Source organism: Sphingomonas sp. MMS12-HWE2-04, assembly GCF_044881185.1.
GTDB lineage: Bacteria > Pseudomonadota > Alphaproteobacteria > Sphingomonadales > Sphingomonadaceae > Sphingomonas.
Window position 1 is genome coordinate 3,480,708 of the sequence record NZ_CP173254.1, and the last position, 24,414, is coordinate 3,505,121.

Annotated in this window: 26 protein-coding genes and 1 tRNA gene; 14 read left to right on the plus strand and 13 right to left on the minus strand. The window is 66.7% G+C overall.

The window, feature by feature from the left end:
- Positions 1–27 precede the first annotated feature (27 nt).
- Complete coding sequence (locus AB2M62_RS16360) at positions 28–1,296, plus strand: dicarboxylate/amino acid:cation symporter (RefSeq protein ID WP_404335496.1); 1,269 nt, start codon at positions 28–30, stop codon at positions 1,294–1,296.
- Between the two features lie 6 nt (positions 1,297–1,302).
- Here AB2M62_RS16360 and gor read toward each other — a convergent pair whose 3' ends face one another.
- Genes gor through pgi form a run of 5 tightly spaced genes read right to left on the minus strand, consistent with a single transcriptional unit; the run spans position 1,303 to position 5,128 of the window.
- A complete protein-coding gene (gene gor / locus AB2M62_RS16365; protein ID WP_404335498.1) occupies positions 1,303–2,649 on the minus strand; it encodes a glutathione-disulfide reductase in 1,347 nt (448 codons plus the stop codon).
- The gene (locus tag AB2M62_RS16370) at positions 2,650–3,063 is read right to left on the minus strand and encodes a PIN domain-containing protein (protein ID WP_404335500.1); all 414 of its coding nucleotides are present in this window, start codon (positions 3,061–3,063) and stop codon (positions 2,650–2,652) included.
- On the minus strand, positions 3,060–3,272 hold the full coding sequence (locus AB2M62_RS16375) for a type II toxin-antitoxin system VapB family antitoxin (protein WP_404335502.1): 213 nt from the start codon (positions 3,270–3,272) through the stop codon (positions 3,060–3,062). Before AB2M62_RS16375 ends, AB2M62_RS16370 begins: the two co-directional genes overlap by 4 nt.
- Positions 3,273–3,329: 57 nt before the next feature.
- Complete coding sequence (locus AB2M62_RS16380) at positions 3,330–3,638, minus strand: alkylphosphonate utilization protein (protein WP_404335504.1); 309 nt, start codon at positions 3,636–3,638, stop codon at positions 3,330–3,332.
- Positions 3,638–5,128: a glucose-6-phosphate isomerase gene (pgi, locus tag AB2M62_RS16385; RefSeq protein ID WP_404335505.1), complete on the minus strand. Its 1,491-nt coding sequence runs from the start codon at positions 5,126–5,128 to the stop codon at positions 3,638–3,640. The genes AB2M62_RS16380 and pgi overlap by 1 nt, the downstream gene beginning before the upstream one ends.
- A gap of 104 nt (positions 5,129–5,232) precedes the next feature.
- Between pgi and lepB the strand changes: the two genes are divergently transcribed.
- From lepB to AB2M62_RS16405, 4 genes are read left to right on the plus strand one after another with little or no spacing between them, the layout of a single operon-like run.
- The gene (gene lepB / locus AB2M62_RS16390; protein WP_404335506.1) at positions 5,233–6,096 is read left to right on the plus strand and encodes a signal peptidase I; all 864 of its coding nucleotides are present in this window, start codon (positions 5,233–5,235) and stop codon (positions 6,094–6,096) included.
- 20 nt (positions 6,097–6,116) lie between these two features.
- Positions 6,117–6,773, plus strand: coding sequence for a ribonuclease III (rnc, locus tag AB2M62_RS16395; protein WP_404335508.1), 657 nt, complete (start codon positions 6,117–6,119; stop codon positions 6,771–6,773).
- Between the two features lie 7 nt (positions 6,774–6,780).
- On the plus strand, positions 6,781–7,674 hold the full coding sequence (gene era, locus AB2M62_RS16400; protein WP_404339986.1) for a GTPase Era: 894 nt from the start codon (positions 6,781–6,783) through the stop codon (positions 7,672–7,674).
- A gap of 40 nt (positions 7,675–7,714) precedes the next feature.
- Positions 7,715–8,590, plus strand: coding sequence for a PhzF family phenazine biosynthesis protein (locus tag AB2M62_RS16405; protein ID WP_404335509.1), 876 nt, complete (start codon positions 7,715–7,717; stop codon positions 8,588–8,590).
- Here AB2M62_RS16405 and AB2M62_RS16410 read toward each other — a convergent pair.
- Positions 8,587–9,285, minus strand: a complete 699-nt coding sequence (locus AB2M62_RS16410; RefSeq protein ID WP_404339988.1) for an NAD-dependent deacylase — start codon at positions 9,283–9,285, stop codon at positions 8,587–8,589. The genes AB2M62_RS16405 and AB2M62_RS16410 overlap by 4 nt on opposite strands.
- A gap of 164 nt (positions 9,286–9,449) precedes the next feature.
- Between AB2M62_RS16410 and AB2M62_RS16415 the strand changes: the two genes are divergently transcribed.
- The 5 genes from AB2M62_RS16415 to AB2M62_RS16435 all read left to right on the plus strand — a co-directional run bounded on the left by AB2M62_RS16415 (position 9,450) and on the right by AB2M62_RS16435 (position 12,757).
- Complete coding sequence (locus AB2M62_RS16415) at positions 9,450–10,850, plus strand: hypothetical protein (RefSeq protein ID WP_404335511.1); 1,401 nt, start codon at positions 9,450–9,452, stop codon at positions 10,848–10,850.
- 13 nt (positions 10,851–10,863) lie between these two features.
- A complete protein-coding gene (locus AB2M62_RS16420) occupies positions 10,864–11,181 on the plus strand; it encodes a hypothetical protein (protein WP_404335513.1) in 318 nt (105 codons plus the stop codon).
- A gap of 36 nt (positions 11,182–11,217) precedes the next feature.
- Positions 11,218–11,946 (plus strand): 4-hydroxy-tetrahydrodipicolinate reductase, encoded by a 729-nt coding sequence (gene dapB, locus AB2M62_RS16425; protein WP_404335515.1) that lies wholly within the window; start codon positions 11,218–11,220, stop codon positions 11,944–11,946.
- Positions 11,943–12,617 (plus strand): endonuclease III, encoded by a 675-nt coding sequence (gene nth, locus AB2M62_RS16430; protein ID WP_404335517.1) that lies wholly within the window; start codon positions 11,943–11,945, stop codon positions 12,615–12,617. The genes dapB and nth overlap by 4 nt, the downstream gene beginning before the upstream one ends.
- A 63-nt stretch (positions 12,618–12,680) precedes the next feature.
- Positions 12,681–12,757: transfer RNA gene (locus AB2M62_RS16435), tRNA-Arg, on the plus strand.
- A 99-nt stretch (positions 12,758–12,856) separates the two neighbouring features.
- Here AB2M62_RS16435 and AB2M62_RS16440 read toward each other — a convergent pair.
- From AB2M62_RS16440 to AB2M62_RS16465, 6 genes are all read right to left on the minus strand, one after another.
- Positions 12,857–13,552: a gluconate 2-dehydrogenase subunit 3 family protein gene (locus AB2M62_RS16440; protein ID WP_404335519.1), complete on the minus strand. Its 696-nt coding sequence runs from the start codon at positions 13,550–13,552 to the stop codon at positions 12,857–12,859.
- Positions 13,549–14,031, minus strand: coding sequence for a GMC family oxidoreductase (locus AB2M62_RS16445; RefSeq protein WP_404335521.1), 483 nt, complete (start codon positions 14,029–14,031; stop codon positions 13,549–13,551). The genes AB2M62_RS16440 and AB2M62_RS16445 overlap by 4 nt, the downstream gene beginning before the upstream one ends.
- Before the next feature lie 8 nt (positions 14,032–14,039).
- Entirely contained in the window at positions 14,040–15,260 is a 1,221-nt protein-coding gene (locus AB2M62_RS16450) for a GMC family oxidoreductase N-terminal domain-containing protein (protein WP_404335523.1), read from the minus strand.
- On the minus strand, positions 15,257–16,018 hold the full coding sequence (locus AB2M62_RS16455; RefSeq protein WP_404335524.1) for a DUF1080 domain-containing protein: 762 nt from the start codon (positions 16,016–16,018) through the stop codon (positions 15,257–15,259). The genes AB2M62_RS16450 and AB2M62_RS16455 overlap by 4 nt, the downstream gene beginning before the upstream one ends.
- Positions 16,019–16,304: 286 nt before the next feature.
- On the minus strand, positions 16,305–17,825 hold the full coding sequence (locus tag AB2M62_RS16460) for a hypothetical protein (protein ID WP_404335526.1): 1,521 nt from the start codon (positions 17,823–17,825) through the stop codon (positions 16,305–16,307).
- Positions 17,826–17,835: 10 nt separating this feature from the next.
- Entirely contained in the window at positions 17,836–18,846 is a 1,011-nt protein-coding gene (locus AB2M62_RS16465; RefSeq protein ID WP_404335528.1) for a hypothetical protein, read from the minus strand.
- Positions 18,847–19,063: 217 nt separating this feature from the next.
- On the opposite strand from AB2M62_RS16465, the gene AB2M62_RS16470 reads away from it, so the two are divergent.
- Genes AB2M62_RS16470 through kdsA form a run of 4 tightly spaced genes read left to right on the plus strand, consistent with a single transcriptional unit; the run spans position 19,064 to position 23,375 of the window.
- Positions 19,064–20,230, plus strand: coding sequence for a hypothetical protein (locus AB2M62_RS16470; protein ID WP_404335529.1), 1,167 nt, complete (start codon positions 19,064–19,066; stop codon positions 20,228–20,230).
- Between the two features lie 8 nt (positions 20,231–20,238).
- The gene (locus tag AB2M62_RS16475; protein WP_404335531.1) at positions 20,239–21,231 is read left to right on the plus strand and encodes an SIS domain-containing protein; all 993 of its coding nucleotides are present in this window, start codon (positions 20,239–20,241) and stop codon (positions 21,229–21,231) included.
- Positions 21,232–21,234: 3 nt separating this feature from the next.
- On the plus strand, positions 21,235–22,545 hold the full coding sequence (locus AB2M62_RS16480; protein ID WP_404335533.1) for a cytidylyltransferase domain-containing protein: 1,311 nt from the start codon (positions 21,235–21,237) through the stop codon (positions 22,543–22,545).
- 2 nt (positions 22,546–22,547) lie between these two features.
- Positions 22,548–23,375: a 3-deoxy-8-phosphooctulonate synthase gene (gene kdsA, locus AB2M62_RS16485; RefSeq protein WP_404335535.1), complete on the plus strand. Its 828-nt coding sequence runs from the start codon at positions 22,548–22,550 to the stop codon at positions 23,373–23,375.
- A gap of 2 nt (positions 23,376–23,377) precedes the next feature.
- Here kdsA and AB2M62_RS16490 read toward each other — a convergent pair whose 3' ends face one another.
- Positions 23,378–24,202, minus strand: a complete 825-nt coding sequence (locus AB2M62_RS16490) for an inositol monophosphatase family protein (protein WP_404335537.1) — start codon at positions 24,200–24,202, stop codon at positions 23,378–23,380.
- Positions 24,203–24,414: the final 212 nt, after the last annotated feature.

The window sequence follows — 24,414 nt, forward strand, 5'->3', positions numbered from 1 at the left end:
TAGCGCCCGAAAAGCTAAAGGGCGAGCATGTCGCAACCAACCCGTATTCTCCTGGCACTGATCGTCGGCCTGATCGTCGGCGCGCTGCTGGCCGCCTATGCGCCCGCCGCCGCGCTGACCGCCGCCGACTGGGCGCAGCCGATCGGCCAGGCCTGGCTCAACGGGCTGCAGATGACGATCGTGCCGCTGGTCGTCGCGCTGCTGATCACCGGCGTCGCCGCGACCGCAGAGGCCGCGCAGGCGGGTCGCCTGGCTGGCCGGGCGATCGCGCTTTACGTCGTCGTGCTGTTCCTCTCGGCCGCCGCCGCCGCGGTGCTGACGCCGCTGTTCCTCCATATCGCGCCGCTGCCGCGCGAATCGGCGGACGCGCTGCGCGCCGCGCTGGCCGGCGCCGAGAAGATCGGCCCGGTGCCCCCGATCGGCGAATTCCTTGCCGCGATCATCCCGTCCAACATCGTCAAGGCGGCCGCCGAGAACGCCTTCCTGTCGCTGATCATCTTCTCGCTGATCTTCGCCTTCGCGATGACGCGGGTGGGCGCCGAGGCGCAGGCGCTGCTCAAGAACTTCTTCATGGCGCTGCGCGACGTGATGCTGGTGGTGATCGACTGGGTGCTGTTCGTCGGCCCGATCGGCGTGTTCGCATTGGCGCTGGTCGTCGGCGCCAAGGCCGGCACCGGCGCATTCGGCGCGCTGATCCATTACATCCTGATCGTCTCGGGCGTGGGCCTTGCCGTGACGATCTTCGCCTATCCGGTGGCGGTGCTCGGCGCGCGCGTCGGGCTGGGCCGCTATGTCCGCGCCGCGCTGCCGAGCCAGGCCGTGGCGCTGAGCACCCAAAGCTCGCTGGCGACGCTGCCGGTGATGATCGAGGGGACCAGCAAGCTCGGCGTGCCGGTGGCGGTATCGGGCGTGACGCTGCCGCTTGCGGTGGCGATCTTCCGCGCGACCGGCCCGGCGATGAACTTCGCGGTGGCGATCTATGTCGCCGAATGGTTCGGCGTTCCGCTGAGCCCGGCGACGCTGGCAGTGGGCGTGGTGGTGGCGACGCTGACGTCGCTCGGCTCGGTCAGCCTGCCCGGCACGGTGAGCTATGTCAGCGCGATCGCGCCGGTGGCGGCGACGATCGGCGCGCCGGTGAGCCCGCTTGGCCTGCTCGTCGCAGTCGAGACGCTGCCCGACATCATGCGCACCGTCGGCAACGTCACCTGGGACATCGCCGCGACCGCCTGGCTCTCGCGCCGCGCCGGGACGGTGCCGCTCGACGAGGCCGATACGATCCTCGCCCACGACAGCTGAGCGCGCCTATTTGAGCAGCACCAGCTCCTCGGCCATGGTCGGGTGGAGCGCGACGGTCTGGTCGAAGGCGTCCTTGGTGAGCCCGGCCTTGACCGCCACCGCCGCGGCCTGGAGGATTTCGGGCGCGTCGGGGCCGATCATGTGGAGCCCGACGACCTTCTTGGTCACGCCGTCGCACACCATCTTGTAGAGCGCGCGCTCGTGCCGCCCGGCAAGGACGTTCTTCATCGCGCGGAAGTCGGACTGGTAGATGGCGACCGAGCCGAGCTTGTTCTTGGCCTCCGACTCGGTCATCCCCACGCCCGCCATCGGCGGATGGCTGAACACGGCGTTCGGGATGCAGTGATAGTCGACCTGGTGCGGCTTGCCGCCGAACAGCGTGTCGGCAAAGGCCTGGCCCTCGCGGATCGCCACCGGCGTGAGCTGGACGCGATTGGTGACGTCGCCCACGGCGTAAATGCTGTCGACGCTCGACTGGTTGTCGGCATCGACCTTGACCGCGCCCTTGTCGTCGAGCTCGACGCCAACCTCTTCGAGGCCGAGCCCCTTGGTGTTGGGCACACGGCCGGTGGCGAACAGGACGCAATCGACTTCGATCGGCTCATATTTGCTGAGCTCGACGCGCAGGGCGCCGTTTTCGAGCTTCTCGATCTTCTTGAATTCGGAGTGGAAGCGGAAATCGATCCCCTTGGTGATCGAGATCTGCAGCAGCCGATCGCGCATCGAATGGTCATAGCCGCGCAGGATCACCTCGCTGCGATTGACCACGGTGACGTGGCTGCCGAACTCGTTGAAGATCCCGGCGAACTCGTTGGCGATATAGCCGCCGCCGGCGATCAGCACGCGCTTGGGCAGCGCATCGAGATGGAAGGCCTCGTTCGAGGTGATGCCGAGATCGCTGCCGGGGAAATCGGGGACGTGCGGATGCGCGCCGACTGCGATCAGGATGTATTTGGCGGTGACCGTGCGGCCGCTGGCCAGCGTCACTTCGTGCGGGCCGGTGACGGTGGCGCGCTCGGCGATGATCTCGACGCCGTTATTCTGGAGGTTCTGGGTGTAAAGGCCGTTGAGCCGATCGACGTCCGCCAAAACATTGTCGCGCAGCACCGCCCAGTCGAACCGGCATTCGGGGACGTCCCAGCCGAAGCGGCGCGCGTCCTTCAGATCCTCGGCGAAATGCGCGCCGTAGACGAGCAGCTTCTTGGGCACGCAGCCGCGGATCACGCAGGTGCCGCCGACGCGATACTCTTCGGCGACCGCGACCTTGGCGCCGTACGCCGCAGAAACGCGTGATGCGCGCGTGCCGCCCGAGCCGGCGCCGATGACGAAAAGGTCGTAATCATAATCGGCCATTCAATGCACTCCGGTGTCGTCTAACGCGGTTCTGAGGCCCAGATGCCGAACGAAGGGATCGAAATCGCGGTCCCTGTAGAGCAGCGGGATATTGTCGAGGATGCAGCGCGTGGCGATCAGCGTGTCGATCGTCTTGCGAATGGTGATGCCCATCCGGCGCAAGTGAAGATAGTTACGCGACGCCGCCTCGGCCACGACGTGATCCGAAATCTGAACTCGGGTAAAATCGCCAAGAAACGCGATGGCGGCGGCATAAGCTCGTGCGTCCCTTGTCCCCTGGAGCACTTCGGCCATCATAAGATCGCCAAGGCCAATCTCCTGCGTGCCTATTATCAGCTGCTCGAGGACGATCGTCTGCCGCGTCTCTCGCGCGCAAAGCTGATCGATCCACACACTGCTATCGACGAGGATCATTCAGCAGCGGGGATATATTTGCTCGTGCGCATATCATCGAGATCTCCCTCCCAGCCTATGCCTTTCAGGCCTCGCAAGGCGTCGAGCTGGCGCTTGGCGCGGACGCTGGCCTGCAGAGCCTTCTCGACCGCCTCGCGCTTCGTCGAAACGCCCAGCGCGGCCATCGCTTCGGCCATCAATTTATCGTCGATCTCGATATTGGTTCGCATGATGTGTATTCCTTGCGCGAGCTATACACATAAGCCTTGCGGCCGCCCCCCACAAGCTCAGCGCTTGCGGACGAATTCGGCGCGCAGCACCAGACCCTTGATGCCTTCATATTTGCAGTCGATCTCCTGCGCGTCGCCGGTCAGGCGGATCGACTTGATCAGCGTGCCGCGCTTGAGCGTCTGGCCGGCGCCCTTGACGGTGAGGTCCTTGATCAGCGTGACCTGATCCCCGTCCTGGAGGAGGTTGCCGACCGAATCGCGGACCTCGACAGTGTCGCCGGCCTCGGCCTTGGCGGCAGCGTCGGCGGCGGGGATCCACTCCCCGCTCGCCTCGTCATAGACATAGTCTTCGTCGCCGCCCGCCATCAGCCGAACGCCCGCTGGATGAGATCGGTGGTCGACGCGTCGAAATCGCCGCCCTGGTCGGCCGCCTTGGCCATTTCCTTGCCGAGCTCGACGCCGAACTGGTCGAACGGATTGATCCCGAGCAGCACCGCGTTGACGAAGGTGCGCTGCTCGTAGAACGCCAGCACCGCACCCAGCGTGCGCGGGTCGAGCGCGTCGAGCAGCAGCGTCGAGGAGGGGCGATCGCCCGGATAGGCGCGCGCCTCGTCGGCATTCGCCCGGCCGGCCATCAGCGCGGCGCCCTGTGCGAACATGTTGAGCAGCAGCTGGCGGTGATGATCCTCGGCCAGCGCGTCGCCAGCCTCGATCACGCCGAGAAACTCTACGGGCACCAGCCGGGTGCCCTGGTGGAGCAGCTGGAACACCGCGTGCTGTGCGTCGGTGCCGACGCCGCCCCAGGTGATCGGCGCAGTCGGCCAGTCGACGGCCACGCCTTCGGCAGTGACGCGCTTGCCGTTCGATTCCATCTCGAGCTGCTGGAGATAGGAGGGAAGCAGGCGAAGGCGCTGGTCATAGGCGAAGGTCGCGCGCGTCTCGCAGCCGCGTGCCTGGGTGTAATAAAGATCGGCAAAGGCGGCGAGCACCGGCGCGTTCTGCGCGAGCGGGGTCAGGCGGAAATGCCGGTCCATCTCGGCCGCGCCTTCGAGCATTTCCTCGAACGCATCCCAGCCGAGCGCAAGCGCAGCGGGGAAACCGATCGAGGACCAGAGCGAATAGCGCCCGCCCACCGACTCGGCGAAGGGCAGCACGCGGGTCTCGTCGACGCCCCATTCGATGGCCTTTTCGGGCGCCGCAGTGAGCGCGACGACGCGGCCATAGGGATCAGCAACGCCGGCCTCGGCCATCCAGGCGAGCGCGCTCTCGGCGTTGAGCATCGTCTCGGTGGTGGTGAAGGTCTTCGACGCGATAGCGATCAGCGTGGCGTTCGGGTCGAAGCGATCGAGCGCGTCCTCGAGCGCGACGCCATCGACATTGGAGACAATCGCGACGTCGTAGCGATCGATGTCGCGGCCCAGCGCGTCGACGAGCACGTCGGGGCCCAGCGCCGAACCGCCGATGCCGATATGGAGGATGTGGCGCACCGGGCCGAACGCCTCGGCCTCGATAGCATCGATCAGCGCGCGCATCCGCAGGTGGAAGCCGCGGGCGCGCGTGACGCTCTCGGGCGAGCCTTCGCCGCGCTCGGCAGTGTGCTCGGCGGCGCGGCCCTCGGTGACGTTGACCGCGGCGCCGGCGAACAGCGCGTCGCGCTTGGCAGCGAGGCCCATCGTCTCGGCGATCGCCGAGAAGGCGGCAACGGCCTCGGGCGTCAAATGAGTCTTGGACCAGTCGAAATGGATCCCGGCGACGTCGGCCGACAGCGCCGCGACGCGGTTCGCATCGGCGGCGAACAGCTCGGTCAGGCGGGCGGCGGGAAGGGCGCGGATCGTCGACCAGTCAGGCAAGGCCATGTTCATCTCCTCTTGGGCAGCGTCCCCCTACCGTCCCGCCCGCGCGCCCGCCACCCGGATTTATCGGCTTGACGCCACCGCCAACCCCAAGCAGAGCATGGTTCATGGAAAACGCGCCTTCCGCCGAGCCCCAGAAGCCGGCCGAACCCGAACCGAAACCCTATTCGGTCGGCACCGCCAGCGAGAAGCCCAAATCCGAATGGCGCGATCTGGCGAGCTTCCTCGTCAAGCTCGCGCTGATCGTGTTCGTGGTGCGCAGCTTCATCTTCTCGCCCTTCTCAATTCCCAGCGAGTTGATGTTGCCGCGGCTGCTGATCGGCGACTATCTGTTCATCACCAAGTGGAACTATGGCTATTCGAAGCATTCGCTGCCGTGGAGCATTCCGCTGATCCCGGGCCGCGTATTCGGCAGCAACCCGTCGCGCGGCGACGTGGTGGTGTTCAAGGCGCCGCCGGGCAATAGCGAGGACTGGATCAAGCGCGTGATCGGCCTGCCCGGCGACACCGTGCAGATGGTCAACGGCCAGCTGATGCTCAACGGCAAGGCGATCCCCAAGCAGCAGATCGCCAATTTCGTCGTGCCGATCTCGCCCAATTTCCAGCGCTGCCCCGAACGCTTCCAGCAGCTCGACGGCACCGGCAACGCGGTGTGCAGCTTCCCGCGCTTCCGCGAGACCCTGCCCAACGGCAAGCAATATGACGTGCTGGACCAGGGCACCTTCCCCAAGGACAATACCGGCGTCTATTCGGTGCCCGCGGGCCATGTTTTCCTGATGGGCGACAATCGCGACAATTCGACCGACAGCCGCTTCAGCCATGAGGATGGCGGCATCGAATTCGTGCCGCTGGAGAATCTCGAGGGCAAGGCGATCGTCAATTTCTGGTCGACCGATGGCAGCGCGAATTGGGTCCTGCCCTGGACCTGGTTCACGGCGGCACGCTGGAGCCGCCTCGGGGAGGGCTTTTGAGTCCCGCCCGGGGGGGCGAGTTGAAGGGGTGGATCGAGGCGACCTTCGGCCGCGCACCCGCCGATCTCGCACCCTATGAGCGCGCGCTGACGCATGGCAGCCAGGCCGCGGCCAATTACGAGCGGCTCGAATTCCTCGGCGACCGCGTGCTCGGGCTGGTCATCGCCGAATGGCTGTTCGAACGCTTCGCCAGCGAGGCGGAAGGCGCGCTGTCGCGGCGGCTCAATGCGCTGGTGACCGGCGCAGTCTGCGCCGATGTCGCGCGCGAGCTGGGCGTGGTGCCCTATCTCAAGCTGGGCAAGCAGGCGCGGGGCGACGGTGCGGCAGACAGCGACAATGTGCTGGGCGACGTGGTCGAGGCGCTGATCGGCGCCTTCTACCTCGAATTCGGCTTCGAGGCGGCGCGCGGCTTCGTGCGCAAGGCCTGGGACGGCCGCATCGACGCGCATGCCCAGGCGCCCAAGCACCCCAAGTCGGCGCTCCAGGAATGGGCCGCCGCGAACAATCGCCGCCCGCCCGAATATGAAATCGTCGACCGCTCCGGACCCAACCACAGCCCGCGCTTCGTGGTGAGGGTGACGATCGGCAAGCTTCCCGACGCCACCGGCGAAGGCACCAGCAAGCAGGAAGCCGAGACCGCGGCAGCGGCAGCCCTTTTGGAAAAGTTAGAGAAGTGACCGAGACATCCCCCAGCATTGCGGCCTTGTCGCGATCGTCGGCGCGCCCAATGCGGGCAAGTCCACCCTGGTCAATGCGCTGGTCGGCCAGAAGGTCGCGATCGTCAGCCCCAAGGCGCAGACGACGCGCGCACGGCTGATGGGCCTTGCGATCGAGGACCAGACCCAGCTGCTGCTGGTCGATACGCCGGGGATCTTCACGCCCGAGCGCCGGCTCGACCGCGCGATGGTCGCCGCCGCCTGGGAAGGCACCGACGGCGCCGACCTGATCGCGCTGGTGGTCGATGGCAAGGGCGGGATCGGCCCCAAGGTGCAGCAGGTGATCGAGAGCCTGGCCGGGCGGCCCGAGCGCAAGATCCTGATCCTCAACAAGGTCGACATCGCCGACAAGCCGCGGCTGCTGGGCCATGCCGCCAAGCTCAACGAGATCCTGCCGTTCGACGAGACCTATTTCGTCTCGGCACAGACCGGCGACGGCGTGCCCGAACTCAAGGCCGCGCTCGCCGCGGCAATGCCCGAGAGCCCGTGGCATTTCCCCGAAGACCAGGTTTCCGACGCGACCGAGCGGATGATCGCCGCCGAAGTGACGCGCGAGCAGCTCTATCTCCAGCTCCACGCCGAGCTGCCTTATGCCAGCGCCGTCGATACCGAGAAATATACCGAGCGGCCCGACGGTTCGGTGGAGATCCACCAGCAGATCCTCGTCGCGCGCGAGACCCAGCGCGCGATCGTGCTCGGCAAGGGCGGCGCGCGGATCAAGGAGATCGGCGCGCGCGCCCGGGCCGAATTGTCGCGGATCACCGGGGTGCCGGTGCACCTCTATCTCCACGTCAAGGTCAACCCGAAATGGGAAGAGGACCGTTCGCGCTATCGCGAGATCGGGCTCGACTGGGTCGACTAAGATCGTTTCGAAAGCGCAGCGAATGGGCTAGGCGGCACGCATGACTCATCGCTTCGAGACCGTCGACGTCTTCACCGATCGCCGCTTCGGCGGCAATCCGCTGGCGGTGTTCACCGACGCCGAAGGGTTGACCGGCGAGGAGATGCAGGCGCTCGCCGCCGAGATGAACCTCAGCGAGACGACCTTCGTGCTGCCACCCGCCGATCCGGCGAACACGGCGCGGGTGCGCATCTTCCATCGCACTGCCGAGATGCCGTTCGCCGGGCACCCCAGCATCGGCACTGCCTATGTGCTCGCGCGCGCCGGCTATGTCGGCGGCGGCGAAGCCCGGCTCGAAGTGCCGGCGGGGCTGGTGCGCGTGAAGATCGCCACCGACGCCGACGGGCGGCCGAGCGGCGGCACCCTCACCGCGCCCCAGCCGCTGCAGCTGGGCCCGGCCGTCGACCGCGCTTCGATCGCGGCGTGCTTGGGGATTGGCGCCGACGCAGTGCGCATCGACGCCCACGCGCCGCTGGCCGCATCGATGGGGGTGCAGTTCGTCCTCGCCGAAATCGCCGGCGATGCCCTGCCGCACTGCGTTCCCGACATCGCCGCCTTCCGCGCGACGATCGCGCCCGAGATGGACGGCCGCTTCTCGCTGCTCGCCTATGTCCGCGAGGAGGGCGGCGTGCGCGCGCGGATGTTCGCGCCGCTGGCCGGCACCTATGAGGATCCCGCCACCGGCAGCGCCGCCGCGGCGCTCGGCGGCCTGCTGCTTTCGCTCGACGATGTCGACACGCTTGCCTTCACGATCCGCCAGGGTGTCGAGATGGGGCGGCCGAGCCTGCTCGGCGTCGCCGCCGAGCGCACGCCCGAGGGCATCGTCGCGCACGTCACCGGAAGCTGCGTGCCGATGTTTCGCGGCGAGACCGTCTAGCCGAGCACTGCGTCGACCCAGGCGGGGACGAGCGTGCCCGCCGGCCCCATCCGGCTCTCCTCGAACCAGAGGCTGCCTTCCGACGGATCGAGATTGAGCTCGAGCGTGGCAGCGCCGTAATGCCGCGCGGTCTGGACGAATCCCGCGGCCGGATAGACTGCGCCCGATGTGCCGATCGAGACGAAAAGGTCGGCTTGCGCCAGCGCCGCCTCGATCGTTGCCATATGATAGGGCATCTCGCCGAAGAAGACGATGTCGGGACGCAGCGCCGGTGTGCCGCAATTCGGGCACTCGGTCTCGGGCGGCAGCGCATCTTCCCAGGCGATGCGGTTGCCGCAGGCGGGGCACAGCGCCGATTTGAGTTCGCCATGCATGTGCAGCAGCCGCGACGATCCGGCGCGATCGTGGAGATCGTCGACATTCTGCGTCACGAGCAGCAGGTTGCCCGGCCACGCCGCATCGAGCCGCGCCAGTGCCAGATGCGCGGCATTGGGCTCGACCCCGGCGAGCTGCGCGCGGCGCGCATCGTAGAAGCGGTGGACCAGTTCGGGATCCTGCGCGAGCGCCTGGGGCGTGCAGACGTCCTCGACCCGGTGGCCCTCCCACAGCCCGCCGGGCCCGCGAAAGGTGGCGACGCCACTTTCGGCGGAAATGCCGGCGCCGGTGAGAATGACGATGTTGCGGGGAGCGGTCATGCCGTTGTGATACGCGATCATGGCCCGCCCTGTCATGGCTGCCAGTCGCGGCGCCGAAGCATGCGCGGCCGATCGCCTCAGATGCCTGCCATCGTGAAATAACCGGCTCGTAACTCGCACCGGATAAGCAGCAGACGGCCTAATCGCCGAATGAGGGCACGAGCATGCGGTTTATCCTGTGGTCACTGCTGATGATGATTTTGGCTGACGGGTCTCCCGCCGCGATAGCCCCGGAGCGGAAATCGGACATTTGCCTAACCTTTGCGCGCAACTGGCAGGGAACGCACGAAGAGCTTCGGCGGATCGCGGTGGAGCCGATCCCGCAAAGCTATCGGCGGCAATATGGCTGGACCTGGTGCGAGCACCTGATGAAAGGCAGCCTGATCGATTGGCACCTCGCCTTTGGCGACGAGCGTAGCACGACCGAGGCGCTACGCTTTCTTGCAACGACCGCACTCGAAGGCATGCCTTCGGTCAGGGACGCCGAAACCGCGCTACCGGCGGTGTGGCGCAAGGCGCAAGCGGCAGTTCAACATCGCCCGATCAGCCCCGAGGCGTCCGGGCCCGCACGCTACCGGCAGATCGAGGCCCTGCGACGCGATCGCGCGGTGCGACAACTCCAGATGCTCATCGTGGCGCACGACCGCTTTGCGTTCCTGGCCGAGCAATATTTGCGCGCGGCGGAATTCTTTCGCTCGCGCGCGTTGCTGGAAGAAGCCAGCCGCTATCTGACACCGCTGACCAACGCCGAGGCGCGCTTCTATGAAGGTGTCCGCGTTGCAAAGGCGGCCGATGGCTCCATTTTGCAATATGCCGTTGGCATTGAGGCGCGGGGCGTGAACCTCCTTCACGATCTCCAAATGCGATATGCGCTCACAACGGCCAGGATCAGCGGGTCCGCCGCCGATCTCGCGGCAGCCGCGGCAGTCATCGAAGAAAATGACGACGCCGTGATGCGCGCCGCTATCCAGCCGCTGCTCGGCGATGACGGAACGTTTTGTGAGACGGACGTCGCGTCAGAAATCCTTGCCGCCGCTTGCAAGGGCGAGAACGACTTGCCGGGTCGTATCCGTGCCTTTTGGCGCAGCAAGGCGCAGATCGAGCTCGCAGAGGATGTGCGTCCAGCCGCGCGGAACTTATCCTTCTCAGCATTTGATGTCGCGTGGCATGCGATCGATGCCGCAGCCAGGCCCGCTTTCCCCGAAAGTGTCCACTACAATTCGGCAACCGACGATCATGTCGTTCTGCTGCTCGCCAGAGCCGAGGCGCAGTTCCGCCGATCCCAGGCTCCCAATATCCCCGCGGAAGACGCGACTTCGTTGCGCCGGGAAGCGCTTGGTGACCTGTTTCGGGCCGAGCGCCTGACGCCGCCTGCTCTCAATCCCAATCGGTTCCGGCAAATCGCCGAACGCTATCTGTCGATCCTGCAATCGGAGCCGCAGGCGAGGCAGCGCGGCATGGACGAGGAGATGCGCCAGGCAGCCTATTTGCGGCAGGTGCTCGCCGGGCTCGCCAATCCCCCTCGTGCCTTGCCGGCGCCGCAATCGCCCGCTCTGATGCCGTGACCGGAGGATGCCGATGATCGCTGCGTTGCTCTTCGCCATGCTTGCCCAGGATCGCGCGCCGATTTTCCCCGATCTCGAGGAGGCGCGCGTGTCGCGGCGCTGCACGCGCTCGGGCGAGGACATCACCGTGTGCGGCGATCCCGGCCAGAAACGCTACCGGATGGGGGAGATCGATCCGCGTTTCGAGCCCAGGCCGCTGCGGCCTAATTTTACGCTTCCCGGCGGCGGCAAGGGCCGGGTGGAGGCAGTCGAGCGGACCGTTGGCGGCGTGAGCGCGCCGGGTGCGATGGTCACGCTCGACATCCCGATCGGCAAGAAGCCCAAGAAATAGTTCCTTCGCGCACGCGCCCGTGCCAGAGCATGGGGCATGACGAGCATCGGTATTTACGGCAGCCTGGGCCGCATGGGACAGGCGATCGCGGCGGCGGCGCCCGCGCTGGGCGCGCAGGTCGCCGGCGGCTGCGATCATGACGGCGACGCCGCCGCGGTGGCGCGCAAGGCCGATGTGCTGGTCGATTTCTCCGCGCCGGCCGCGCTCGAGGGGCATCTGGCGGCAGCGCGCGCGGCGCGCACGCCGATCGTGATCGGCACCACCGGGCTCAATGCCCGCCACCACGAACTGATCGATGCCGCCGCAGCCGAGATCGCCGTGCTCCAGACCGGGAATACCTCGATGGGCGTCGGGCTGCTCGCGCGGCTGGTGCGCGACGCCGCGGCGCGGCTCGGCCCCGACTGGGACATCGAGATCGTCGAGATGCATCACCGCAACAAGGTCGATGCGCCGTCGGGCACCGCGCTGATGCTGGGCGAGGCCGCCGCCAAGGGCATCGGCACGACGCTGGCCGAAGCCGGGGTGCCGGCGCGCGCCGGGCTTACCGGTTCGCGGGTTGCGGGGACGATCGGGATGGCGAGCCTGCGCGGCGGATCGGTGGTCGGCGACCATAGCGTGATCTTCGCCAGCGCGGGCGAGCGGATCGAGCTCACCCACCGTGCCGACGACCGGGCGATCTTCGCGCAGGGCGCAGTGCGTGCGGCCTTGTGGCTCGCCGGTCAGCAGCCGGGGCGCTACGCGATGGACCAGGTGCTCGAAAGTTGAACAAGGCGCAGGTCGCCGAGTTCTTCGCGCGGCTCGCGGCGGCAAATCCGCACCCGGAGACCGAGCTCGAATCGGTCAACGACTATACCCTGCTGGTCGCGGTGGTGCTGTCCGCGCAGGCGACCGATGCCGGGGTCAACAAGGCGACGCGGCGGCTGTTCGCCGAGGTCGATACGCCCGCAAAGATGGTCGCGCTCGGCGAGGAGGGGCTGAAGCGGCACATCAAAACGATCGGGCTGTTCAACACCAAGGCCAAGAACGTCATCGCGCTTTCCGAGGCCCTGATCCGCGATCATGGCGGGGAGGTGCCTGCGGACCGCGATGCGCTGGAGGAATTGCCCGGGGTCGGCCGCAAGACCGCGAACGTGGTGATGAACGTCGCGTTCGGCGCCGAGACCTTCGCAGTCGACACCCACATCTTCCGGGTCGGCAACCGCACCGGGCTGGCACGCGGCAAGACTCCGCTCGCGGTGGAACTGAAGCTCGAAAAGGCCGTGCCCCAGCCCTATCGGCTGCACGCGCACCACTGGCTGATCTTGCACGGCCGCTATGTCTGCAAGGCGCGCACCCCCGAATGCTGGCGGTGCATCGTCGCCGATCTCTGCGCGTTCAAGCCCAAGACCCCCGCCCCGCGCCTGCGCAAGCCGGTGGGCGCCGCCAGCGAAGGCTGAGCCTGATCGCTGAAGGAAACGGCTGGCGCAGCGTGTTCACCTTTGCTAGGCGGCGCCTTCCAGGCACCCGTAGCTCAGCTGGATAGAGCGCTGCCCTCCGAAGGCAGAGGCCACAGGTTCGAATCCTGTCGGGTGCGCCATTTCCGATCTCGTCGTGTGACCGCTAACCGCGACCGGGGCGTTCGCTGAGTGGGTATTTCGTCGGCATTTGCCCGGAAACGTTGGCTTATCGCGCGGCCTTAAGGAACGGTAAGCCCCATCCGATCGAGCACGTGTGCGAGATGCGCCAGTGCCTCTCTGGAAGGCCCGGGATAGTCGCCCGCTATCGGCTGGTCGCCGATGAAGCCCATATCGGCTTTCCCTTCGGGCAGGCTGTAGAAGCCGAGCACGAAAAGATAGCGCAGCGTATCCATGAAGGCGACCGGAACCGCGAGCTTCGCGGCGGGCGCGGCGACGGTCAGCGCATCGAGCATCATGGCGCGCTGGGGCGGCGTTATCGCGTCGAACGGGGCCCGGTGCAGGGCCCGGCTCTGCGCGTCGAGCCAGACCAGGCCGCCGATCACCCGCGCCCTGTCGGCCCGCTGGGTCGGGTAGGGCGCGCTGATCCACTCGTCTACGAACGCTCCCACCCCCAGAGTGCCGGCGCCCGGCGAGCGCGCGTCGGCGGGAAGGATCAGATCGCCCAGCAGATCGGTCGTGGCACGCTGCGCCTTGCTCAGCGTCAGCGGCCACGGGACCTTGGGCGCCGTCAGGTCGGGATCGCGGCCATAGCCTTGTGCCGGCGGCGGCGGGGGCAGCGCAGCCGGCCAATCCACCACATCGAATGGCGGTACGCTCGCCTGCCCCGCCGCTATCGCGGGCGACGCCCAGCGCGCGAGCGGCAGCGCCGCCGCAGTCATCACCCATTGCAGCGTTTCGCGGCGTGACAGCGTCATGCAAAGGCTCCCGACTTGAAGCGCGCGGCGAGCCGCTCGGATGCACGCAGCGCCAATGCGAGGATGGTGAGCGTCGGATTCTTGTGCGCGCCGGAGGCGAAGATCGCGCCGTCCATCAGCACCAAATTACCGACATCCCAGGTCTTTCCATAGCTGTCGACCACCGAGGATCGCGCGTCGGCGCCCATCCGTGCGGTACCCAATTCATGGATGATCTCGCCACCGGCGGTCATGATCTTTTCGGCCGGCAGATCGGGGTCGAGGATCGTGGCGTTCATCCGCTTGAACACGGCGTGCGCGGTCTTTTGCCCGTGCGCGACCTGGTTGATCTCATGCTGCGACCAGCGAAAGGCGAAGCGCAGCACCGGGATGCCGAACCGGTCCTTCACGCCCGGGTCGATCTCGCAAAACGTGTCCTTGTTAGGGATCATCTCGCCGCGCAGCGTCATCCCGATCGTCGCGCCCGAAGTGCTGCGCACGGCCTTTTTCAGGGCCCCCCCCACACACGCGGCAGCGCCGCGGCCGGCGGGATGCCGAAGCGGCCGCCGATTTCGAAATGATACCCCCGCGCGAAGTCCAGTTCGCCGCGCTGCTGCTCCTTGTAGAGCCAGAACGGGATATAGATGTGCTGGCCGCCGATACCGTCCTCGTTGTAACGCGGCCGATCGGCGAGCGCGGGCACGAAGGCGCGGAAAGACGCGCCGGTCGAATTGGTGAGGTTGCGTCCCAGCTGGCCAGAGGAATTGGCGAGGCCGCCGGGCGGTTCGCTGCCGCCCGAATTGAGCAACAGCCGCGTGGTCTCGCACGTCCCCGCCGCAAGGATCACTGCCCGCGCCTTCACCTGATGGCGCGCGCCCGTCTTGCGATCGACATATTCCACGCCGGCGGCGCGGTCCGCCGTCGCCATCACCACCCGCGCCACCATCGCGTCGGTCACTATCGTCAGCTTGCCCGTCGCTTTCGCCATCGGCAGGAACGACGTAGTGGTCTGGAACATCGCGCCGATCGTGCAGCCGCGTGTGCACGGCGTCGCGTTGAAGCAGGCGCTGCGCGGCGCGACATCGTCGGGCATGTCGCGCGTGATCACTGCGGTGTGCGCCGTCCTCACCGGGATCCCCATGCTTTCGCATGTCGCCTTGAGGAGCATCTCGGGCACGCGCGGCTTGGGCGGCGGCATCAGGCAGTTCGCCGGCGAATCGGGATGATTCTCCAGCTCGATCCGCCCGCCATTGACTCCGATCAGGCGCTCGACCCGGTCGTAGAAGGGCGCGACGTCATCATAGCCGATCGGCCAGTCGACTCCCAGGCCGTCGCGCGAAAACGGCTTGAAATCATACGGGCCCCAGCGCGGCACATGCCGGCCCCAATGATTGGTCCGTCCGCCCAGCATCCGCGAGCGATACCAACGGAAATCGGTGCCCTCGCGCATCGTGTAGGGCTCGCCGTCGACCTGCCAGCCTCCGCCCACGGTCGCATCGAAATAGCCGAACGGCTTGTCGGGCGTGGCGGCTCCGCGCAACGGCGCGTCGCTTTCGGGCGCGTACATGTTGACTTCGGCCTGCGGGTCATAGTCGCGTCCCGCTTCGAGCAACAGGCAGCGCAACCCCGCTTTGGTCAGGCTCCACGCCGCCATGCCCCCCGCGGCGCCCGAGCCGACGATGATGACGTCGGCCGCGCCGTCCGCCGGATCGAACACAGCTTCGCTCATCGGGCGCCTGCCCGGGCTCCCGGGGCGGATGCGCCAAGCTTGCGGATCTTGATGTTGCGAAATGCGACCGGCGTGCCGTGATCCTGCAGGCCGATCACCCCGCTGGAGAAGGTCCCGAACAGCGGCATCTTGGCGAATTTAGACCCCGCTACGCGCTTCCGCCACGCATCGTCGCCAAAGCTCACATCGGCAGTGAGCGTGCCGTTCAGCCATTGCCGCACACGCCCGGATTCGACGCGCAGCCGAGCATGATTCCATGCCCCTGCGGGGCGCGACGCGCCGCGAGGCGGCACGGTGATGTCGTACAGCGATCCGGCGCGATGCGAGGGGATCTTGCCATCGCTATGCCCCGCATCGTCGAGGATCTGCATCTCAAGCCCGGTCTGGTAGATTTGCGTGACCCCCGGTGCCTTTCGCGCGAGATAGAGAACGCCGCTATTGCTACCGCTCCCCACCTTCCAGTCGAGCGTAAGCTCGAACGCGCCATATTCCTCCGCAGTGACCAGATCAGCGCCGCTCATCTGCCCGCTATTCGCGGTGAGGGTCAGAATGCCGTCGCGCACTTCCCACGAGGATGAAGGCGCAGTCCCGTCAAAGGACCGCCAGCCGGCGAGATCGCGACCGTTGAACAGCAGCTGCCAACCCTCGCTCCGTTCGCGCGATGTGAGCGTGTTGGGTGCTGCATCCTGGCGGCCCGCCAGCGCCGGGCTCGTCGCCAGCGCCAACAGGCAGAGTCCAGCACCGTACCATCTACGCATCCGCTTCTCCCGGTGTACATCGTTGGCGATCGCAGTCGCTGCTCCCACCGTTCCACCAGAATCGCGCGCCGTGAAGCGAAATCGGACTGTGCCCGCCAATGCGCGCATCAAGGGCGCGCGGCACTGGCGGTCAAATTCTTCGGCACACCCAAATCGAGGGTCTCGCTCGCGGCGTTAGGCACGCGATGACGCGCAGGGGGAAGCTGCCCCACCCTTGTCCTGTTCGCTTCGGTCCGCAAAGGCGGCCCGGCATCGCCGCAACGCAAGGAGAGAGTGTCGCCGCGCCTCAGGCGGCCCGATCGAGGCTCGTCGCTGCCGCTGCGTCCAGCCAACCGTCGATCGTCTCCGCCAGTTCGCGAAGCAGGCCGGGCCGATAATGGCTGACATCCGCCATATCCGCGCCGTCCGCTTGCGAAAGGTCGACGATGTCGATGCACTTCCACTGCGCAGCTGCCGTCCACCATTCGCGATTGAATCGAATGGTGCGGTCTCGGCTGTGGTTGAGGTGCGGCCGGTACAGCCCGTCGGCGGCGTTGTCCGGCGGCAGCACGATCAGCGCGCGAATGCCCTGCGCCTCGATGAATGCGCAAAATCGGCGAACGCACTCGCGGTAAAGGCCGTGATCGATCGCCGAGGCGAGCTCTCCCCAGCGGGGGTCCGCATAGTCGATGCCGGCGCCATAGACGACGAGGGAAGGGTAGGCCTGGTCGACATGGCTGCCGTCCCACACCGATCGCAGCGCGAACAGGCGGGGATTGTTGTCGAACTCGATGCGGCTGCGATGGCGGCTGAAATGCGCGATGCCGCCGGATTGGCAATCGAACATGATCCGCAGCGCCGGCGCCTCGGCGAGGCCGGTCACCTGCTCCGCGATCAGGCTGTTGCGCACCTTCGGATCGTGGAACGAGCAATCCTCGATCCAGTCGGGACGGGCGTCACTGAACCGGTCCTGCCAGCGCGTGGCGTCGATCGCCGGCCACTTCTCGCGGACCTTGTGGAGCGCATAGGCTTCGAGGCCCATGTGCATCGCGCGGCACGAATAGACGAAATGGACGAACGCCTGGGTGACGCGATCGACCATCACGAAGCCGACGAGCCCGTAATGCCCATAGCGATCCCAGGCGAAGATCGACCAGCTATCATAGCCGACGACGTCGATGATGCGCGCCTCGAGATCGGCGAGCTCGACGCGCGACTGGGTGTAGTTGAGCTGGTTCGAGCGGTTGATCAGCTCGGCAATCCGTCCCGCGAAATCGAGATTGTCCATCAGGAACGGCGCACAGGCCTTGATCCCGCACGAGCGGAGGAAATCCTCGTTCGAGCCGGCGGCGCTGTCGCGATCGTGGAGCTTGCGCTCGAGGATGCGATATTCCTCGACGCGGCTCCGCCCGCCCGAGAGACCGTCCAGCAGCCCCTGGAGCTGCGCATCGGCGTCGCTCTGCGTGATGTCGAGCGTCTGGATTTCCGGGAGCGCGAACCGCACCTCTTCGAGGTTGAGGCGGTTGTCGTCGACGAACAGCACGTCGCAGGCGCGCAGCTGCATGTCGTCGATGATCTTCCGGATAGCCGGCGCCTTGGGCGTGAAGGCGATATGCGCGAACACGAATTCGTCCCACAGGCCCAGATCGACCAGCATGCGCTTCGCGGGCTCGAAGTCGTTCTTCGAGCAGATCGACGACACCACGCCACGCGCGTTGAATCCGCGGACAAGCGCCGCGCGGTCCTCGAACAGCGCGACGGCATCGCCATCGGCGAGCGTGCCGCGCCACAGGGTCTCGTCAAGATCCCAGATGATGAGCTTGAGCATGCAAATGCGCCTATCGGATCAGGTGCCGGAAGAACGACCTGTTCGCGCGGATCATCGGGCGCAGCCGCTCGGGCACCTCGCGCAGCCGCAGCTTGCGGATCGACGGCGTGCGATGCGAAGGCGACAGCGAGACGAGCAGCGTGAGGATCGCGCGGCGGTTGCCCGGCGGGGTGCCACGGTGCAGCGCGAAGGTGTTGACGAAATAGACGTCGCCGGGCTCGGCGAACACCACGCCGGCACCCTTGGCCACCTTGGTCTGCTCGAGCTCCTGATCGGAGAACCGCCGCATCGCGTAGAATTCGCGCATCTGCGAGGTTCCGGGAATGAGCTCTGTCGGGCCATCTTCGCGGCTTCCGATCGCCTGGAGCGGAACGAAGATACGCAGGAAGTTGAGCGGCTCGACGACGTCACGGTGCCACTTCTGATTCTGATACGGCATGTGCCCCGGCTGGCTGATCCAGGACCAGGCCCAGCTCAGCGCCGCGCGCGGGCCGAGCACCTCGCGGCAGAAATCGATCATTGCCTGGGACGCGCAGATTTCGAGGAAGTTCGCGTTTTCGAGCAGCGCCTGCGGCTCCATGTAGAGAAACGGGCTGTCGCTCTGTTCGGGACTGCCGACATGCTCGAAGTTCGAGCGATACGGATCGTTGTAGCGCTGCGGCTTGTACAGATCCTCGGCGAATCGGCTCACAAGCGCGGTGTCGAGCATTGCCGAAGCGAAATGGAAGTCCGAGTTCGCAAACTCGGCGGCACGCTCGGTCATGGCCCGTGTCGATGCGAGGGGCTGCAGCAGCCGCTTCTCTAGCCTTCCCAGCCGGGCGATGCGCGCAGGGTCGTTCGATCGCGTCTTGAACCACCAGATGTAGTTGAAGGCGTAATTGGCTTTGATGAGATATTGCAGGCGCCGCAGCGGCCCGTCGCGGCGGGTGCCCTCGGCGACCTGGGCGCGATAGGTTTTGATTCCGCCCTCCGGCGCGGCGTCCAGCCCGAGAAAATGTGCGCGACCGAATTGGATTGTCACGGGACTACCTCGCAGCCGATCACCGGCGATGGTTAACCCGCATATTATAGGGCGAATTTAGCCAGGCCGGCGCAGGCCGGACCAACTAGGCAATTTTTTCCCATCGGCCGCCGTTGCCGGTGGGCGGCATTCTATAATGTCAGGGTAACGCTGTCGGGCCGTTCCGAGTGGACACCGACAAGACGACCGATGTTCAACGACCAAGCTGGGATGCTGCGTGAAGATTCTCTTCTACTTGCCGGTCATCACGCCGTGGTGGTTCGACCACATCGTCGAGCCGCTTATGCGCCGGCTCGTCCGCGAGCACGAGGTCCATGTCCTAGCCCCGATTCCCTGGAAGGGAACCGGCATCGGGCAACGCGAACTTTCCGCGACGACCCATTTGCCGCAGGTGCAGTGGCATATTTTCGACGGCGACAGCCATCCCTCGATGCGCACCCAGGCCACCGAGCGCGCCGGCATCATCGATTTCGTCCGGTCGCTGGCCCCGGATTACGTGCTTTGCCGTTCCGCCGATTATGAAACGGTGCGCGCATTTCCCGGCATCGTTCGCCACCTGATGGAAGGGGGCGCCGCGCCCCTGTCACTGCCGCGGGATTGGGTGATCCTGCAGGAAGACCCGTTCGACCACGGTCTGCTACCCGATCTCGACGTGGCTGCGCGGGCCGAACTCGACCGGCTGATCGCGCCCCTGTGGGGCGAATTGCAGGCGCTTGCACGTCCGACGGAAAAGATGCGCAAGGCGTTCCGCGACTGGGCCGGATTACCCTCTGACCGGCCTATCCTGGCACTGCCGCTCGAATATGAGCATGAGGAAAACTTCTTCCCGGTCCACCGCGTGGGCGCCGCGCCGAACCACCGGCTGATCGCGGAGCTCGCCGAAAGCATCGACAACTCCTTCTTTCTCGCGGTCACCAACCATCCGCTGAACGAACAGCATGTCGACAACAGCATTCTCGAAGCGGAGATCGCATCACACGGCGCGCGGATGCGGCTGCTTCCCGGCAAGGGGCCGAACGGCGAAAACACCACCGCGCTGCTCGCGCGCGACGCCGACGGCATGCTGGTCGGCGATTCCAAGGTCTATGCGATGGCCGCCTTCTACGGCACGCCGATGCTGCGCCGGACGAAGTTCAAGACCGGCGAGTGGCTCAACGCCTATTCGGATTGGGACGAATTCCTTGCGGCCGTTGCCGCAGGCAATGCGCGCCGACCGGATCAGGATATCGCGCGGACCTGGTTCGCCTTCCACGTCGCAAACAACGTGCTCGATCCGAACGATCCGGAACTGACCGCAGCGGACATCCTCGCGCGGCTCGATCGGCCGATCGACCCGGCGCGGTGGGAACGCAGCTTCGCCCATCTGAGCACGATGGCGGCATAGGACAGACGATGAACGCAATCACCGCCATCTCGCCGGCCTCGACCGATTTTGCGACCGCCTGGTTCCGCGACGTGATCGCCGCCGAGCGCAATGCCCTGACCGACTTCCTACGGCGCCCCCTGCCCGGCATTGCCGAAACGGTGGCGCTGATCGCCCGACAGACGCGGCCGATCATCCTGATGGGCGTCGGCAAATCGGGGCATGTCGCCGCCAAGCTCGCAGCGACCTTTTCGAGCCTCGGCACCGCAGCCTTGTTCGTCAACGCAGCGGAAGCGGCGCATGGCGATCTCGGCGCCGTCGAATCGCATAGCGTCGTGCTCGTCCTGTCGAACAGTGGCGCAACCGAAGAGATCATCCGGGTCCTGCCGCTGCTCAAGGCGCGTGGCTGTACGCTGGTGGGCATTCTCGGCCGCGCAGACTCGCCGCTTGGCCGTGCGGTCGACCATCTCATTCCCGCCGAAGTCGCGTGCGAGGCCGACCATATCGGCATGGCGCCGACATCGAGCACCACGCTGCATCTCGCGGTGGGCGATGCGCTGGCCGTTGCGGTGAGCCGGATGCGCGGCTTCACCCGCGAAGACTTTTTGCGGCATCATCCCGCCGGGCTGCTGGGCCGGCAGATGATCCCGGTCTCGACCCTGATGCACCAGGGCGATGCCTTGCCCAAGGTCGAGCGCACCACCTCGCTGATCGATCTCCTCGCGGTGATGTCGAGCAAGCGGCTCGGCGCCGCGGGCGTGGTCGATGGCGGCGGCCGCCTGGTCGGCCTCGTTGTCGATGGCGATGTTCGCCGGCATTTCCAATCCGCCTGCGATATCCAGACCGCGACGGCTGGCGCGATCATGCAGACCAGCCCGCAAGTGGTGGGGCCCGACGCGACCGTCGGCGATGTCCTGCTGATGCGCAGTGCCTCCGCGGCGGCCTGGCTCGCCCTTCCCGTTGTCGACGCCGACGGCACGCTTGTCGGCATGCTGCACACCAATGATCTGATGCAAGGCTGAACCATGAAGATCGTCGCTTTCGTACCTGCCAAAGGCCATAGCGAGCGGGTTCCCGACAAGAACCTTGCCGTGCTGGACGGCGATTATCTGTTCAAGCGCAAGCTGCGCCAGGCGCTGGATTGCGCCGCGATCACAGAAGTGTGCCTCGACACCGAATCCGACACGCTCGCCGATCTCGCGACCGACCTGCCGATTACCCGGCTGGTCCGCCCCGCCACGCTGGCAAGCAACGCCACCGACGGCCATGAGATGTTCGCCTGGGAATGCAGCCAGCGCCCCGACGCCGATGTCTGGGTCCAGATCCTGTGCACCGCGCCGTTCGTTTCCGCCGCAACGATCACCCGCGCGATCGACGCCCTGCTCGCCGATCCCGACGCGGACAGCCTCGTCGCCGTGACGCGCGCCAAGCAATATTGCTGGGATGGCGACACCCCGGCCTATGGCACCGGCCGCATCCCGAACAGCGTCGATCTTCCGGCGACGGTGATCGAGGCGATGAGCCTCTATATCGTGCGCAAGCCGGCTTCGGGCATCGTCCCTACCCGCCGTTTCGGCACGCGGCCGATCCTTTTCGACCTCGATCCGATCGAGCAGATCGACATCAATCGCGGCTCGGACCTGATGATCGCCGAGACGATCGCCGCCGGCCAACGCGCCGCGGAAGTGACGCGCTTCCGCGCGATGATCTCGCACCTCTCCTCGACGGTGCTCGCCGACATCTGCAAGGACAAGGGCATCGCCGCGGTCCTGCCGCCCAGCCTGCGCCCGACCACCGGCGGCAAGCTGCTGGGCCGCGCCAAGACGCTCGAGCTGCGCCGACTCGGCCCGAACGATCCCCCCGACGCGTGGAAGGGCATTTATACCGCGCTCGACTCATACAAGTTCGTGCGCCCCGGCGACGTCATCATGGTGGCGACCGACGTGCCCGAGCGCGCCTATTTCGGGGATCTCAACGCCAATATCGCGGTCCGTTCGGGCGCGGTCGGCGCGGTCATCGACGGCACCACGCGCGATACCGCCGATGTGCGTGCGCTGGGATTCCCGGTCTATGCGCGCGTCACCAACTGCAACGACATCAAGCTGGACGGCACGATGCACGCGATGAACCGGCCGATCGAAATGGGCGGCGTGCGGATCTGCAACGACGACGTGGTGTTCGCCGACGAGGACGGTGTCATCGTCGTCCCGCGCGCGCGCTGGGACGAAGTCGAGGCCGCCGTCTGGGACGTGATGAGCAACGAGGCCCGCATCCGCATGTATGCCGCGCGGGGGCGCGACGTCGGCGAGATCCTGGCCGAGTGCGGAGCCTTTTGAGGATGAACACGATGAAGACGGTCGAAGTCGGCAAGCTCGAGATCGCCAACGACAAGCCCTTCGTGCTGATCGCGGGCCCCTGCGCGATGGAAAGCCGTGAGCATGCGCTCGACACGGCTTCGGCGCTGACCGAGATTTGCGCGGGGCTGGGCCTCGGCCTGATCTACAAATCGTCGTTCGACAAGGGTAACCGCACGTCGATCGGATCGGCGCGCGGCATCGGCCTCGCCAAGGCACTCGATGTCTTCGCCGAAGTGCGCGAGCGCTTCGGCTGCCCGGTGATCACCGACGTGCACGATGCGAGCCAGTGCGCCCCGGTCGCCGAAGTCGTCGACGTCCTGCAAATCCCGGCGTTCCTCTGCCGCCAGACCGACCTGCTGGTTGCCGCCGCCGAGACCGGCCGCGCGATCAACGTTAAGAAGGGCCAGTTCCTCGCGCCCTGGGACATGAAGAATGTCCTGGCAAAGCTCGTCGCGAGCGGAAACGAGCGGGTGATGCTGTGCGAGCGCGGCGCCAGCTTCGGCTACAACACGCTGGTCACCGACATCCGCGCGCTGCCGATCATGGCCGCCACCGGCTTTCCGGTGGTGTTCGATGCGACGCACTCGGTGCAGCAGCCCGGCGGCCAGGGGGAAACCTCGGGCGGGCAGCGCGAGTTCGTGCCGGTGCTGGCGCGCGCGGCGGTCGCCGCTGGCGTCGCCGCAGTGTTCATCGAGACGCATGAAAACCCTGAAGTCGCGCCGAGCGATGGGCCCAACATGATCCCGCTCAAGGAAATGCCGGCGCTCCTGGCGCGGCTGCAGGCGTTCGATCGGCTGGCGAAGAGCTGAACTCAGCCGCGCAGCGCCTCCGCAACCTCTTCCCAGATCGCCGGGGTCTGCGCGAGCAGGATCGCCTCGCTCGGATCGGCGGCGCGATAGGGCCGCCCGTCCAGTCGCGCCGCGACCCCGCCGGCTTCGCGCAGGAACAGCACGCCGGGCGCATGATCCCAGACCAGCGTTCGCCAATAAAGCGCGAAGTGCCGCGCGCCGGTCGCGACCAGGGGATATTCGTCTCCGGCGCAGCGCCGCGTCGGCGCAGCCTCGCCAACCTGCACAGCCAGCGCTGCGACTCGCGGTGCCATTGCCAGCGGACGGGAAAAGTCACTGACGATCCCGGTCATCGCTGCCAATCCAGGCGATTCGTTCGTCGGCACTATGCGCGTGCCATCCAGCCAGGCGCCGCAATTGTGTTCCGCCGCGGCGAGCCGGCCGGAGAGCGGATCAAAGATGCACGAGGCCACAGCCTCGCCGTCTTCGACCAAGGCGGCCATCAGCGCGAACGGCGGGCGACCGGCCGCATAATTGCCGGTGCCGTCGATCGGATCGACGATCCATGCCGATCCGTGGGCAAGATTGTCCAGCAGCGAAGGGTCGCGGCTGCACGCTTCCTCGCCGATGAAGCGCGCGTCGGGCCGAATCGCCGTCAGCCCCTGGGCGATGATCCGTTCGGCCTCGCGATCGGCAATCGTCACCAGGTCGCCGGGAGATTTTTCCTCGATCTCTCCTTCCGCGAGCCGCCGGTATCGCGGCATCACGGCAATCGCCGCAGCCTCGCGAAGAACGGCGGCGATCGCTTCAGGCAGCGACGTCACACCGGAAGAACCAAGATCCTGCATGCCGCCTCCTAGCATGCGGCAGGCGGCTGCGCGATCTGGTGAGCACGGCGCCGGAGCGACTATTGGCAGCCGAACGAGCAGCTCGCGGCGGCAAATAGCCCGGCACAGACCCGAACCGAGACTCCTGCCCGTCACGCCGATGCCCGGTCGCTAAAGTCTCCGCGCCCCGAATTGGTCCAAGGCGCGACACCCGCCACCCTGCCTGTTGCGCG

Coding starts and splice junctions, on each gene's coding strand:
- AB2M62_RS16440 (WP_404335519.1), bottom strand. CDS start 13,552: ATGACGCTGTCACGCCGCGAAACGCTGCAATGGGTGATGACTGCGGCG.
- AB2M62_RS16370 (WP_404335500.1), bottom strand. CDS start 3,063: ATGATCCTCGTCGATAGCAGTGTGTGGATCGATCAGCTTTGCGCGCGA.
- AB2M62_RS16415 (WP_404335511.1), top strand. CDS start 9,450: ATGCGGTTTATCCTGTGGTCACTGCTGATGATGATTTTGGCTGACGGG.
- dapB (WP_404335515.1), top strand. CDS start 11,218: ATGACGAGCATCGGTATTTACGGCAGCCTGGGCCGCATGGGACAGGCG.
- AB2M62_RS16490 (WP_404335537.1), bottom strand. CDS start 24,202: ATGCAGGATCTTGGTTCTTCCGGTGTGACGTCGCTGCCTGAAGCGATC.
- AB2M62_RS16480 (WP_404335533.1), top strand. CDS start 21,235: ATGAAGATCGTCGCTTTCGTACCTGCCAAAGGCCATAGCGAGCGGGTT.
- AB2M62_RS16375 (WP_404335502.1), bottom strand. CDS start 3,272: ATGCGAACCAATATCGAGATCGACGATAAATTGATGGCCGAAGCGATG.
- AB2M62_RS16410 (WP_404339988.1), bottom strand. CDS start 9,285: ATGACCGCTCCCCGCAACATCGTCATTCTCACCGGCGCCGGCATTTCC.
- gor (WP_404335498.1), bottom strand. CDS start 2,649: ATGGCCGATTATGATTACGACCTTTTCGTCATCGGCGCCGGCTCGGGC.
- AB2M62_RS16450 (WP_404335523.1), bottom strand. CDS start 15,260: ATGAGCGAAGCTGTGTTCGATCCGGCGGACGGCGCGGCCGACGTCATC.
- lepB (WP_404335506.1), top strand. CDS start 5,233: ATGGAAAACGCGCCTTCCGCCGAGCCCCAGAAGCCGGCCGAACCCGAA.
- pgi (WP_404335505.1), bottom strand. CDS start 5,128: ATGGCCTTGCCTGACTGGTCGACGATCCGCGCCCTTCCCGCCGCCCGC.
- AB2M62_RS16360 (WP_404335496.1), top strand. CDS start 28: ATGTCGCAACCAACCCGTATTCTCCTGGCACTGATCGTCGGCCTGATC.
- AB2M62_RS16475 (WP_404335531.1), top strand. CDS start 20,239: ATGAACGCAATCACCGCCATCTCGCCGGCCTCGACCGATTTTGCGACC.
- AB2M62_RS16460 (WP_404335526.1), bottom strand. CDS start 17,825: ATGCTCAAGCTCATCATCTGGGATCTTGACGAGACCCTGTGGCGCGGC.
- AB2M62_RS16455 (WP_404335524.1), bottom strand. CDS start 16,018: ATGCGTAGATGGTACGGTGCTGGACTCTGCCTGTTGGCGCTGGCGACG.
- AB2M62_RS16405 (WP_404335509.1), top strand. CDS start 7,715: ATGACTCATCGCTTCGAGACCGTCGACGTCTTCACCGATCGCCGCTTC.
- AB2M62_RS16420 (WP_404335513.1), top strand. CDS start 10,864: ATGATCGCTGCGTTGCTCTTCGCCATGCTTGCCCAGGATCGCGCGCCG.
- AB2M62_RS16380 (WP_404335504.1), bottom strand. CDS start 3,638: ATGGCGGGCGGCGACGAAGACTATGTCTATGACGAGGCGAGCGGGGAG.
- kdsA (WP_404335535.1), top strand. CDS start 22,548: ATGAACACGATGAAGACGGTCGAAGTCGGCAAGCTCGAGATCGCCAAC.